This is a genomic window from Pseudomonas sp. MF08831, from assembly GCF_059862645.1.
In genome coordinates, this window is sequence record NZ_JCBCUX010000007.1 from 68,970 (window position 1) to 81,495 (window position 12,526).

Sequence of the window (12,526 nt, forward strand, 5' to 3'; positions counted from 1 at the left end):
GAAAAAAACCAAAGAACTGCCGGTATTGTCCGGGATTCGTCCAACACGCTCAAGCACGCAGGTTGACCGTAGCCGACACGCTCGCAACTCCCTATAATGCCGCCCCTATGGCTAAACAAAAGAAACACCCCACAGGGACCATCGCGCAAAATAAAAAGGCGCGACACGATTACTTCATCGAACATCGGTTCGAGGCTGGTCTGGTCCTGGCCGGCTGGGAAGTAAAAAGTCTGCGCGCCAGCAAGCTGCAACTGGTCGACAGCTACGTATTGCTCAAGGATGGCGAGGCATGGCTGCTCGGCAGTCATATCACCCCGCTGACCACCGCGAGCACCCACGTGATTGCTGACCCGGTGCGCACACGCAAGCTGTTGCTCAACGCCCGCGAACTCGAAAAGCTCGCCGCCGCTGTACAGCAGAAGGGCTATGCCTGCATCTGCCTGTCTTGGTACTGGAGCAAGCACCTGGTCAAGTGCGAGATCGCATTGGGCAAGGGTAAAAAGGAATACGACAAGCGCGATACCGAGCGCGAGCGTGATTCCAATCGTGAGCTGCATCGCGCCGTTCGCAACAAGGGCAAGGAAGAATAATCCTTGTGACGATGTAGCCCTGGGTGACTCACCCGGGCTACAGGCCTTTACGTCGCTCCGCCCGCGCCACGCGCTGGACCTCCTGACGCACCTCCTCCAACACCTCCTGCACATACAGCAGATGGCGTGTTGAAACCTCACGCGCCTGCTCGGCCCGCCCTTCGATAATCGCCAGGTACAAATCCCGGTGCTGACTGATCAACATGTCGCGGGTTTCCGTGCGCTGCTGATACATACCACCGATATTGGTCACCACATTGCGCTTGAGCAGATCGAACAAACCGCGAATGGTGTGCAGCAACACCGCATTATGGCTCGCCTCGGCGATAGCCAAATGAAACCTCGCATCCGCCGCGCCCTCCTCCACCCGGCTCACCTCATCAACGCGCGTATAGCAATCCTGTAACGCCTCAAACGCTGCGGTCAGCCGCTCACGATCCACTTCGGTGGCGCGCTGCGCGGCGTAATAAGCGCACGACGCTTCAAGCGTCTGGCGAAACTCGAGCAAATCCCGCTGAGCCTCGGGATTATTTTCCAGCAGGTGCAGCAACGGGTCGCTGAACGTCGACCCCAGGGAGTCCGCCACATAGTTGCCGCCGCCCTGGCGACTGACCAGCAACCCCTTGGCCGCCAGCTTCTGGATCGCCTCGCGCAACGACGGGCGCGACACGCCAAATTGCTCAGCCAAAGCGCGCTCGGCCGGCAAGCGCTCGCCTGACTTCAACGTGCCCTCGAGGATCATGCCCTCAAGCTGCTCGACGATATCGTCAGACAAACGGCGCTGACGCACCTGATCAAACCCCATAACTCACTCTCCACAATCCCGACCACTCGCCGGGCCCTCTATTCTGGCCTATCGCCGCGCTTGCGGCACCTATCAGAACGCCCTCGATTCACCCGAGCAGAACCTCTGCACCGCACCGTTACGACCAAAGTTTCGCGAGCGGCAAATTGACACACCCCATCCCAGGCTTTTACTCTAGCCAACAGCAACTGTAAATTGGTATTACCAATTATCCAAGCTGACCTAACAACAACAATCAGGGGCCACCCCATATGCAAACCTGGCAACAGCTCTACAGCCCGCTCGGCAGCCTCGGCCTGTCCGCATTGGCCGCCGTTATTCCAATCGTATTTTTCTTCCTCGCCCTGGCCGTGTTTCGCCTCAAAGGCCACGTCGCCGGGAGCATCACCTTGGGGCTGTCGATCCTGGTGGCTATCTTTGCCTTCCAGATGCCCGTGGACATGGCACTGGCCGCCGCTGGTTATGGCTTTGCCTACGGCCTGTGGCCTATCGCGTGGATCATCGTCGCAGCCGTGTTTCTCTACAAACTGACGGTCAAGAGCGGCCAGTTCGAAATCATCCGCAGCTCAGTTCTGTCGATTACCGACGACCAGCGCCTGCAAGTGCTGCTGATCGGCTTTTGCTTCGGCGCCTTCCTCGAAGGCGCGGCCGGTTTCGGCGCACCAGTGGCGATCACCGCCGCACTGCTGGTCGGCCTGGGTTTCAACCCGCTGTACGCCGCCGGCCTGTGCCTGATCGCTAACACGGCGCCGGTGGCCTTCGGCGCGCTAGGCATTCCAATCATCGTCGCAGGCCAGGTCACCGGCATTGACGCATTCAAGATCGGCGCCATGACCGGCCGCCAACTGCCCCTGCTGTCGCTGTTCGTGCCGTTCTGGCTGGTGTTTATGATGGACGGCCTGCGTGGCGTTCGTGAAACCTGGCCGGCAGCCTTGGTGGCAGGCCTGAGCTTTGCCGTCACCCAATATTTCACCTCCAACTTCATCGGCCCGGAGCTGCCGGACATCACTTCCGCGCTGGCCAGCCTGGTAGCCCTGACCTTATTCCTGAAAGTTTGGCAGCCCAAGCGCACCGCGGGCGCGCAGATTGCCGGCGCGACATCCAGCGCCGCGGTTACCGCCAGTGTCGGCGGCTTCGGCCAACCACGCCAAACGGTCGCTTCGCCCTACAGCCTAGGGCAGATTTTCAAAGCCTGGTCGCCGTTTCTGATCCTGACCGTCCTGGTCACCATTTGGACCCTCAAACCTTTCAAGGCAATGTTCGCGGCGGGCGGTTCGATGTACAGCTGGGTCTTCAACTTCGCGATCCCGCACCTGGACCAGTTGGTGATCAAGGTCGCCCCGATCGTCACCGCCCCAACGGCGATTCCAGCCGTGTTCAAACTGGACCCCATTTCAGCCACCGGCACGGCGATTTTCTTCTCCGCACTCGTGTCGATGCTGGTACTCAAGATCGACGTAAAAACTGGTCTTACCACTTTAAAAGAGACCTTCTACGAACTGCGCTGGCCAATCCTCTCAATTGGTATGGTGCTGGCGTTTGCTTTCGTCACCAACTACTCCGGCATGTCCTCGACCATGGCGCTGGTGCTGGCCGGAACCGGTGCGGCATTCCCGTTCTTCTCGCCATTCCTTGGCTGGCTGGGCGTTTTCCTGACAGGCTCCGACACATCGTCCAACGCCCTGTTCAGCTCGCTGCAAGCCACCACTGCCCACCAGATCGGCGTCAACGACGTGCTGTTGGTCGCCGCCAATACCAGCGGCGGCGTGACCGGCAAGATGATTTCGCCGCAGTCGATCGCCGTCGCCTGCGCCGCCACCGGCCTGGTGGGCAAGGAATCCGATCTGTTCCGCTTTACCCTCAAGCACAGCCTGTTTTTTGCCACCATCGTCGGGCTGATCACGCTGGCGCAGGCCTACTGGTTCACCGGTATGCTGGTGCACTGAAACCTGCACGTAATAGGGTAAGAATCGGCGCCGGACACTCATGCCGGCGTCAGCTATTTCTGGAGGACCGATGAGCCTGCCTGCTGCTTTTCTGAGCGACGCCACACAACTGATCCCGAAAGATCGTCGCTTCGACGATCCACTTTCCACGCTAGCCTTCGGCACCGACGCCAGTTTTTACCGACTGATCCCACAGCTGGTGATCCGCGTGGAGTCGGAAGACGAAGTAGTCGCACTGCTGCAATTGGCTCAGCGTGATCGCGTACCCGTCACCTTCCGCGCGGCGGGCACCAGTCTGTCAGGCCAAGCCATCAGCGACTCGGTGCTGATCGTGCTGGGTGACAACTGGAACGGTCGCGAGATTCGTGGACAAGGCACACAGATCCGCCTGCAACCCGGCGTGATTGGCGCGCAGGCCAATGCGTGGCTTGCGCCGTTCGGACGCAAGATTGGCCCGGACCCCGCGTCGATCAATGCCTGCAAAATTGGCGGCATCGTCGCCAACAATGCCAGCGGCATGTGCTGCGGTACGGCGCAGAATACTTATCACACCCTGGCTGGCATCCGGCTGGTACTGGCCGATGGCAGCCGCCTGGATACCGAAGATGCAGCCAGCGTCGCGGCCTTTCGTAACCAACATGGCGCGCTGCTGGAACGCTTGGCGACGATGGGACGTGAGACGCGGGCAAACGCTGAGTTGGCGGCCAAAATCCGCCACAAATACCGTCTGAAAAATACCACCGGCCTGTCACTCAATGCCTTGGTGGATTTCGACGAGCCACTGGATATCCTCAGCCACTTGCTGGTGGGTTCCGAAGGCACCCTGGGTTTTATCAGCGCGGTGACTTACGACACGGTGATCGATCACCCGAACAAAGCTTCGGCGCTGATCGTGTTCCCGGATGTCGAAACCTGCTGCAACGCGGTGACGGTGCTGAAAACCCAGCCGGTCTCGGCCGTCGAATTGCTGGACCGGCGCAGCATGCGTTCGGTACAGGACAAACCGGGCATGCCGGCTTTCGTACAGCAGTTATCGGAAAATGCCTGTGCGCTGCTGATCGAATCCCGCGCCGCGTCGTCGTCATTGCTGCACGAGCAACTGTCGCTGATCATGGCGTCCCTGGCACCTTTCCCTGTGGAAAAACAGGTCGACTTCACCGAAGACCCGGTTGAGAACGCACGGCTGTGGGCCATCCGCAAAGACACCTTCCCCGCCGTCGGTGCTGTACGTAAAACCGGCACCACCGTAATCATCGAAGACGTGACCTTCCCGGTCGAGCAGTTGGCCATCGGCGTGAACCGCTTGATCGAGTTGTTCGACAAACATCACTACGACGAAGCCATCCTTTTCGGACATGCCCTGGAAGGTAATCTGCACTTTGTGTTCACCCAAGGCTTCAACAGCACTGAAGAAATCGCACGTTATAAAGCGTTCATGGACGACGTTGCGCAACTGGTAGCAGTCGAGTTCGGTGGCTCGCTGAAAGCCGAACACGGCACTGGCCGCAATATGGCCCCGTTCGTTGAACTGGAATGGGGCAGCGATGCGTATCAATTGATGTGGCAGCTCAAACGCTTGCTCGACCCCAACGGCATTCTCAACCCCGACGTGGTGCTCAGCGAAGACCCGCACATTCACCTTAAACACCTCAAGCCATTGCCTGCGGCCGACGAGATTGTGGATAAGTGCATCGAGTGCGGGTTCTGCGAGCCGGTATGCCCCTCGAAGGGTCTGACCTTGAGCCCGCGCCAGCGCATCGTGATCTGGCGCGATATCCAGGCGAAAAAGCGCGCGGGTGCAGACACCACCGAGTTGGAAGCGGCTTACCACTACCAGGGCATCGACACCTGCGCCGCCACCGGGTTATGCGCTCAACGCTGCCCTGTAGGCATCAATACCGGCGACCTGGTGAAAAAGCTGCGCGCCCGTGACGCCGACAGTCAGAAAACCGCCGAATGGCTCGCCAGCCATTTCGCCACGGCACTGCAAGGTGCGCGTTTTACCCTGCATGTCGCCAATGGCGCGCGCATGCTCTTGGGCGCGCCGCGTCTGGCCAAACTGTCAGCCAGAGTAACCAAGCTGTCCAAGGGGCAAATCCCGCAGTGGAGCAGCGCCATGCCACAGCCGGAAAAAGCCATTCGTTTCAGTCCGGCCGTGACGGATGAGCGGCCGCGCGTGGTCTACCTGGCAGCCTGCGTCTCACGCGCCATGGGCCCAGCGGCTGGCGATAAAGAGCAGATGTCGCTGTACGACAAGACCCGTGGGCTGCTGGAAAAAGCCGGTTACCAAGTAGTCTTCCCCGATAATCAGGACAGCCTGTGCTGCGGCCAGCCATTCGCCTCCAAAGGCTATGCCGAACAGGCTGAGCACAAACGTCAGGAACTGATCGGCGCCCTGCTCCACGCCAGCCGCGGCGGCCTCGACCCGATCTATTGCGACACCAGCCCCTGCACCCTGCGCCTGGTACAAGACCTGGGCGAAACACGCCTGGACTTCTACGACCCGGTGCGTTTTATCCGCACCCACCTGATGGACCGTCTCGACTTCACGCCGCAGGAGGCGCCCATCGCTGTGCACGTCACCTGCAGCACTCAGCACCTGGGCGAGAGCCAGGCGTTGATTGATCTCGCGCGACGCTGCTCAAAAAACGTGGTGATCCCGGAAGGCATCCATTGCTGCGGTTTTGCCGGCGACAAAGGCTTTACCACGCCCGAGCTCAACGCCCACTCACTGCGGTCGCTCAAGGACGCGGTGCAACATTGCAGCGAAGGCATTTCCACCAGCCGCACCTGCGAGATCGGCTTGAGCCAGCATGGAGGCATTGATTATCACGGGTTGGTGTACCTGGTGGACCGGGTAACGCAAGCTCGAGTGCATTAAATAGCCACTAAACCGAACGCCTGTGCGTCTGCGTAGTCATTTGAATAGGCCTCGGCGTACGAGGCTTAACAGTGATGTCGCTGGCCGCCTCTGAACGCCAGCAGCGTCGAGCCCTTTTTCGCAAGGAGATACCCTATGAAGCGTTCCGCTCTTGCTGGCTTGTTCATTACCGCTGCGATGATGGCCTCCCCTGTTTTTGCTGCCGGTGAGCCTGATCTGTGCAAAATCAACCTGGACAAAATCAATAACGGCCAAGCCCTGCTCGCAACCGATACCAGTGGCAAAAAAGGCGAAATCGATACCGCTGTCTCCCAAGCCAAAGCCGCGCACGCGGCCGGTGATGACAAGAAGTGCATCGAGATCACCTCCAAAGCCCTGCAAGACCTGCAGAACAGCGACAAAGGCGGCAATCAGTAACCACGCCAGCCGCAGAGGTCAACCTTCGGGTTGGCCTTCTGTGACGGTTTGGCGTACACTGCACAGGCTTGTCACTCACTATGAAACAACGAGTTACAAGCACGGGGCCGTTTAGGATTCGACGCCGGTCGCGAAACTTTAGGTGCATGCCGAGTTGGTAACAGAACTCGTAAATCCACTGTTGCAACTTCTTATAGTTGCCAATGACGAAAACTACGGCCAGGAATTCGCTATCGCTGCGTAAGCAGCCTTAGACCTGAGCTTCTGGTACCTTCGGGTCCAGCAATCACCAGGGGATGTCTGTAAACCCAAAGTGATTGTCATATAGAACAGAATCGCCGTGCAGTACGTTGTGGACGAAGCGGCTAAAACTTACACAACTCGCCCAAAGCACCCTGCCCTTCGGGTCGCTGAGGGTTAACTTAATAGATACGGCTACGCATGTAGTACCGACAGCGGAGTACTGGCGGACGGGGGTTCAAATCCCCCCGGCTCCACCACTTCTACATCTAAAGACGTCCACGGACGTCTTTTTTTGTGCCTGAAATCCATTGAAATCAAGGGTTTCAGGGGCATTGGCTTCCGTAGAAGAATTCAGAGTTCCAGGCGTTTTGGTATCCCATTTGGTATCCCGGCCTCACCGGTGCTATTTTTGGGATACCAAAACGGTGTCGGAGGTAGCTCTCATGCCTACTAATGCAACCCGCCTCTCAGACCGCCAACTCAAGGCAGTCAAGGCAACAGGAAAAGACTTCGTTCTCACTGACGGCGACGGCCTTCAACTCAGGGTCAGAGCCAGTGGCTCGATGATATGGAATTTCAACTATCGCGAGCCGGTAACCAAAAACCGCCTCAATATGGCTCTGGGCCCTTACCCGGCTCTCTCGTTGGCGAACGCCAGAAAGAAAGCTCAAGAAGCACGTGAACTACTGGCGCTAGGCATTGATCCCAAGGCTCACCGCGATGAGCTCAGGCAAGCCAAGCTGGCGAAGACCGAACACACATTCGAGAAGGTGGCCACCGCCTGGTTCGAACTGAAAAAACACTCCGTCACAACGGCCTACGCCGAAGACATCTGGCGCTCACTCACGCTGCATGTTTTCCCCTGCCTCAAAGCCGCACCCCTTGCAGACATCACCGCCCCCATGCTCATCAAGCTCCTACGCCCGATCGAGGCCAAAGGCAGCCTGGAGACGGTCAAGCGACTTTCCCAACGCCTCAACGAAATCATGGCCTACGGCGTCAACTGCGGGCTGATCTTTGCGAACCCGCTCAGTGGCATTCGGTCAGCCTTCAAGAAACCGCAAAAACAAAACATGGCGGCACTTCCTCCCGAAGAACTACCCGACCTTATGCTGGCGATTGCCAACGCCAGTATCAAACGCATCACCCGCTGCCTGATCGAATGGCAACTGCACACTATGACCCGCCCTGCCGAGGCTGCCGGGACGACCTGGGCAGAAATAGATTTCGAGAAACGCATCTGGACCATCCCAAAGGAGCGCATGAAAAAACGCCGTGTGCACCCCATCCCCCTAAGCGACCAGACGCTCGCGCTGCTAGAGACACTCAAGCCCTACAGCGGCCACCGGGAACACGTATTTCCGGCCGACCGAAATCCGCGTACCCACGCAAACAGCCAGACCGCAAACATGGCATTAAAGCGTATGGGCTTCCAGGATCGGTTGGTCAGCCACGGCCTGCGATCAATGGCCAGCACCATCCTCAACGAACATGGATGGGACCCGGAGTTAATTGAAGTCGCACTCGCCCATGTCGACAAAGACGAAGTCCGAAGCGCGTACAACCGAGCGGACTACATCGAGCGAAGACGCCCGATGATGACTTGGTGGAGCGAATACATTCAAAAAGCCGCCACCGGCAATTTGTCGGTGACGGCCATTCATGAAAACAAAAACGGGAACGTCATCCCGTTTCGTTAATCAGTTCCTGCTGGCGACAGCGGCGACACTGGCGACATCCCACGTATTTAGCGATCCTTCGTATGGCGACAACGTGGCGACAGTCGCCACCATCTGCATCGCCCATAAGCTTTTTAACGCCCAGCCCCTGAGGGCAGGAAGGCTTCGCCTTCCCGTCCTCAGGGGCTCACTTTAAAAACCGACGAACGGCCAATCGTCCATTCAAGGCCACCTTCTTCCACGCACGTCCAACGCCTAAAAAGCCCACCGCCCCCCCCAGTTGACCACCCTCCGAGCACGCGTTACACCAGAGCCGTACAGCGCTGTCATCGACAGCATTGCCCAGGTAGCCAGGGATCTTTAAGGCTACGCCCTACAGGTGGTCCCAGCCCATGCCCGCTCGCTTCCAATTAGGCGCGCAGTCACGCCCAACGTGATCGAAGCCAACTTATCCACAGTGCAAATGCGGCAGCCCACGCCCGTCTCTTTCTCCAGGAAAGAGACGGGCGCCGAAATCACTGCCGCAGCCCTTGCCGGGCAACACATTGCAGCATTTGTCCCTGTGACAATCGGCGTGACAAACCCCGATGTCACCCGTAGCAGCAATGCAGATGATGGTGCCGCAGCCCACGAAATGGACTGCACCTGACTGACAGTCAGGCACGCCCCGGTCATCGCATCACTGCCTGCAACAGACTCAGGATCTCGCGGCGCTGGTCTCGTCAGCCAACACAGCCTCCACCCGCCCACCGCTATCGGTGCTCAGGAGGCCAGATCATGAGATGCCCAAGCTCCCGGTCGTAAAGAGCCGCCCGTCCCGCGTAAGTGGACAACCCTCACAGGCTGCAGGGGCCTTGATCCCTGATAACACTCAACAACCGTGGCGGGGAGAGTGAGGGGGAAATTCGACGCACCAGGAGAATGACGATGCAATTGTGCGAAGTGTTCGACCTGCCACAGCCGCTGCTGGAATACCGGCCTGAGCCGCTTGCGTATCCAGTCGAAGCGTTGGGACAGATCTTAGGGCCAGCCGTCGAACGCATGGCCGAGGTGATCGGCGTGCCCTGCGCCATGGCTGCGCAATCGGTGTTGGCCACTGCCGCCCTGGTGGCCCAGTCGCACGCCAATGTGCATCTCGATGGCCGTGTTTATCCGTTGTCCCTGTACATGCTGACGGTGGCATCGTCGGGTGATCGGAAAAGCGCAGTGGATCATCTTGCGCTGGCGGCTGCGCGTGAGTGGGAGCGACGGCAGTGGATGCTGTACTTGGAGCAACTGAAAGCCAATCGCGCCGCCATTCGAGGAAAGCACGACGCTCGTGAGTTATCCGACCCCGTGCCGCCTAGGTTGATCATTGCCGAGCCCACCATTGAGGCGCTGATCAAAAACCTATGCCAGGGCTTGCCCAGCATGGGGTTATTCAACGATGAGGGCGGCCAGTTTTTGGGCAGCAGCACGATGAGCAAAGAGAACCAACTCAAAGCCATCACCACCCTGTCAGCGCTCTGGGATGGCAGCCCCATCGACCGGGCGCGCTCCATGCCTGGCGAAAGCCTACGAGCTTATGATCGCCGTCTCAGTCTGCATCTGATGCTGCAACCTTACCTGGCCAATCAGCTACTCACAGATCGAATGATCAACGGCCAAGGCATTCTTGGGCGCTGCCTGATCAGTTGGCCCGAACGCCTGGTGGGGCGGCGCTTGTACAAGGCCGTCGACCTGACGCGAGATGCCAAGATCCAGCGCTATCAAGCGCGCATTACCGCTCTGTTGGATAAGCCGATGTCGCTACACAACGACGGCTCACTTAACCCTGACAGGCTGGAACTGACATCCAGAGCGCGCACTGCCTGGATCGATATTCACGACACCATTGAATGCCAATCTGGTGAGTTTGGCGAGCTGTCCGGCGTTCAATCCGTCGCGGGGAAAGCAGCCGCCAACGTACTGCGTATCGCCGGGGTATTGGCGGTGATTGAAGACGCGCATGTAGTGGACGAACCCCATATCCAGCGCGCCTCGACGCTGATGGATTACTACCTGGCCGAAATCCAGCGCCTGACGGAGCAAGAGCCCATCAACACGTTACGCGAGGAGGCAGATCGACTATTGCGCTGGCTAACGCAAAAAGGCTGGACCCAATTCACCGTCCGCGACCTCAACCGCAATGGCCCCCGCTTTGCCCGCAAGAGCAGTCATCACGCAATTACGCTGCTGGTCGAATTGATCTCACATAGCTGGCTGGACTCTCCTGACGGAAAGACCTTCGAGGTGCGCCATGTTCCGCCTCAATGACGCGGTGCGCCGTTACCAGGCACAACATCAGACACGACCTGCATTGCGGAGTGTCGCCACTTCCGTCGCCGCCTTGTCGCCAAGCTTCAGAGCAGCAACTACAAGGGTTGTCGCCACTGTCGCCGTTGTCGCCACACCCGTCTTAGGGCCTGTCGACATCGGCCAACTGATCCACCAACTGCGCGAAGAGGGAGCAATGCTCCGGCATCAGCAAAACGCCCTGATTATTCGTCCCACACATTGGCATCAGACGGACAAGATCAGCGCCCACTGGAAAGCGGTGCTGCGCTTTCTGCAAGACACGGAAAACGGTGAAGCCGATGGCATTGGTCGGCCGGCGTGACGGGCGCAACTTTGGCTATGGCCGTCAGCTCAGCTATGCCGGCCCACAAGCGTTGAAGGATATGTTTGCCGGCGGACACTTCGCTACGGTCAAAGCACACAGTGATCGCTGGCAGGCGTTTGTGAAATGGTGTCGGTCAACAGATGGCCCCGGTTACAACGATGCTCGCCGGATAGATCGCTGTACCTTGCACAGTTACGCCGCACATCTGCGCCTGCAAATCCAACAAGGTGAAATCTGCATCGCCACCGCGCTGAACCGTCTAAGCAGCGTCAACCGTACCCTCGCCGCGCTACGCGGTGATCAGCACGTGAAGATCGCCAGCCCGAGCAGAGCACTCAGCATGCAGCGATCAAGCGTACGCACCCGAGCACCGAATGGCCAAGACCACCAACAACTGAATCGAGTGATTGAAGCGCTTCGCGAACAGCAACACCACCGCGTAGCCGCGATTGTCTGCTTGGCCCGCGCAACCGGCATGCGCCTACGCGAAGCGATCCTGGCTGACTTGCTACGCTTGCAGCGTGAGGCTGAGTGCTTGGGCCGCATCAATATTCAGGACGGTACCAAAGGTGGCAGGTCCGGAGCTTCGGCACCACGCTGGGTCGTGGTCAATGAAGAAGTGAAGGCGGCGCTACAGTTCGCTCGAAATGCGTCACCAACCGGCAGCCGTAACTTGCTGGCTCGAGACGAAAGCTACGCAACGTTCTTGCAACAGACCGTGTGCCCTGCGCGTAAAATACTGCACGAACAAGGGCTGAAAGGCTTTCATGAACTAAGAGCGGCTTACGCTTGCGAACGGTACAAGCAACTTACGGGTCACCCCGCACCGGTTAGTGGTGGCCACTGTTATCGCGCTGATCACGACCTTGCTCGACAGGCGCGCCAACAGATCAGTTTTGAGCTCGGACATCACCGAATCGACGTGGTATCAGCATATATTGGAGGTCGGGCATGACCAAGCCATTCGATATGGCGCTTTTCCTGAGTGGCGTATTGACTGGCTCGGCTGCTACGCAGCAACGCCATCTGCGGCAAGCCCGGATTATGCATGTGGCTATTCAAAAGCGGTGGCAGCGCGAAAATCCGTGGGTTTGGCAGTTTAAGCATGTGCGATGGTTTCTGGCTTTCTATCTAGAAGGCCGCGCGAATACAACGTTGTATTACTATCGGCTTACTGCACGATTGATCTGGAGCCGCATGGGACGCACCTCGTCATTGCGTTGATGAGATTGCTGGCCTCATCCCCTGGAAGCGACCTAGAGCTGTTACAGCACGGAAGAAGATATGTAGTGCTCAATTCATGGTTGGACAAGATAGCGTTTAG

General features: G+C 58.5%; 10 protein-coding genes and 1 other RNA gene. 10 read left to right on the plus strand and 1 reads right to left on the minus strand.

Annotated features, from left to right (window positions below; all coding sequences use genetic code 11):
* The first annotated feature begins 107 nt into the window (after positions 1–107).
* The gene (gene smpB / locus AC19YS_RS16320) at positions 108–590 is read left to right on the plus strand and encodes an SsrA-binding protein SmpB (protein ID WP_003176160.1); all 483 of its coding nucleotides are present in this window, start codon (positions 108–110) and stop codon (positions 588–590) included.
* A 37-nt stretch (positions 591–627) separates the two neighbouring features.
* Here smpB and AC19YS_RS16325 read toward each other — a convergent pair whose 3' ends face one another.
* Positions 628–1,395 carry an FCD domain-containing protein gene (locus AC19YS_RS16325; protein ID WP_106579269.1) on the minus strand — a complete coding sequence of 256 codons (768 nt, stop codon included), beginning with the start codon at positions 1,393–1,395 and terminating at the stop codon, positions 628–630.
* Between the two features lie 251 nt (positions 1,396–1,646).
* Between AC19YS_RS16325 and AC19YS_RS16330 the strand changes: the two genes are divergently transcribed.
* The 9 genes from AC19YS_RS16330 to AC19YS_RS16370 all read left to right on the plus strand — a co-directional run bounded on the left by AC19YS_RS16330 (position 1,647) and on the right by AC19YS_RS16370 (position 12,426).
* Complete coding sequence (locus tag AC19YS_RS16330; RefSeq protein WP_124418493.1) at positions 1,647–3,341, plus strand: lactate permease LctP family transporter; 1,695 nt, start codon at positions 1,647–1,649, stop codon at positions 3,339–3,341.
* 70 nt (positions 3,342–3,411) lie between these two features.
* On the plus strand, positions 3,412–6,222 hold the full coding sequence (locus AC19YS_RS16335) for an FAD-binding and (Fe-S)-binding domain-containing protein (protein WP_500602233.1): 2,811 nt from the start codon (positions 3,412–3,414) through the stop codon (positions 6,220–6,222).
* Between the two features lie 135 nt (positions 6,223–6,357).
* Positions 6,358–6,639, plus strand: a complete 282-nt coding sequence (locus AC19YS_RS16340; protein ID WP_106579272.1) for a PA2433 domain-containing protein — start codon at positions 6,358–6,360, stop codon at positions 6,637–6,639.
* Between the two features lie 103 nt (positions 6,640–6,742).
* Positions 6,743–7,139: a transfer-messenger RNA gene (gene ssrA, locus AC19YS_RS16345) on the plus strand.
* 186 nt (positions 7,140–7,325) lie between these two features.
* A complete protein-coding gene (locus AC19YS_RS16350; RefSeq protein WP_500602234.1) occupies positions 7,326–8,582 on the plus strand; it encodes an integrase domain-containing protein in 1,257 nt (418 codons plus the stop codon).
* Between the two features lie 906 nt (positions 8,583–9,488).
* Positions 9,489–10,856 carry a YfjI family protein gene (locus AC19YS_RS16355; protein ID WP_500602235.1) on the plus strand — a complete coding sequence of 456 codons (1,368 nt, stop codon included), beginning with the start codon at positions 9,489–9,491 and terminating at the stop codon, positions 10,854–10,856.
* Positions 10,840–11,199, plus strand: a complete 360-nt coding sequence (locus AC19YS_RS16360; RefSeq protein ID WP_192309888.1) for a hypothetical protein — start codon at positions 10,840–10,842, stop codon at positions 11,197–11,199. Before AC19YS_RS16355 ends, AC19YS_RS16360 begins: the two co-directional genes overlap by 17 nt.
* Entirely contained in the window at positions 11,177–12,157 is a 981-nt protein-coding gene (locus AC19YS_RS16365) for an integrase domain-containing protein (protein ID WP_500602236.1), read from the plus strand. Before AC19YS_RS16360 ends, AC19YS_RS16365 begins: the two co-directional genes overlap by 23 nt.
* Positions 12,154–12,426: a hypothetical protein gene (locus tag AC19YS_RS16370; RefSeq protein WP_500602237.1), complete on the plus strand. Its 273-nt coding sequence runs from the start codon at positions 12,154–12,156 to the stop codon at positions 12,424–12,426. The genes AC19YS_RS16365 and AC19YS_RS16370 overlap by 4 nt, the downstream gene beginning before the upstream one ends.
* The last annotated feature ends 100 nt before the right edge of the window (positions 12,427–12,526 follow it).

What these genes read in the sequence shown, in the direction of transcription:
- AC19YS_RS16340 (WP_106579272.1), top strand. Translation starts at nt 6,358, where the DNA reads ATGAAGCGTTCCGCTCTTGCTGGCTTGTTCATTACCGCTGCGATGATG.
- AC19YS_RS16325 (WP_106579269.1), bottom strand. Translation starts at nt 1,395, where the DNA reads ATGGGGTTTGATCAGGTGCGTCAGCGCCGTTTGTCTGACGATATCGTC.
- AC19YS_RS16330 (WP_124418493.1), top strand. Translation starts at nt 1,647, where the DNA reads ATGCAAACCTGGCAACAGCTCTACAGCCCGCTCGGCAGCCTCGGCCTG.
- AC19YS_RS16360 (WP_192309888.1), top strand. Translation starts at nt 10,840, where the DNA reads ATGTTCCGCCTCAATGACGCGGTGCGCCGTTACCAGGCACAACATCAG.
- AC19YS_RS16335 (WP_500602233.1), top strand. Translation starts at nt 3,412, where the DNA reads ATGAGCCTGCCTGCTGCTTTTCTGAGCGACGCCACACAACTGATCCCG.
- AC19YS_RS16365 (WP_500602236.1), top strand. Translation starts at nt 11,177, where the DNA reads ATGGCATTGGTCGGCCGGCGTGACGGGCGCAACTTTGGCTATGGCCGT.
- AC19YS_RS16350 (WP_500602234.1), top strand. Translation starts at nt 7,326, where the DNA reads ATGCCTACTAATGCAACCCGCCTCTCAGACCGCCAACTCAAGGCAGTC.
- AC19YS_RS16355 (WP_500602235.1), top strand. Translation starts at nt 9,489, where the DNA reads ATGCAATTGTGCGAAGTGTTCGACCTGCCACAGCCGCTGCTGGAATAC.
- AC19YS_RS16370 (WP_500602237.1), top strand. Translation starts at nt 12,154, where the DNA reads ATGACCAAGCCATTCGATATGGCGCTTTTCCTGAGTGGCGTATTGACT.
- smpB (WP_003176160.1), top strand. Translation starts at nt 108, where the DNA reads ATGGCTAAACAAAAGAAACACCCCACAGGGACCATCGCGCAAAATAAA.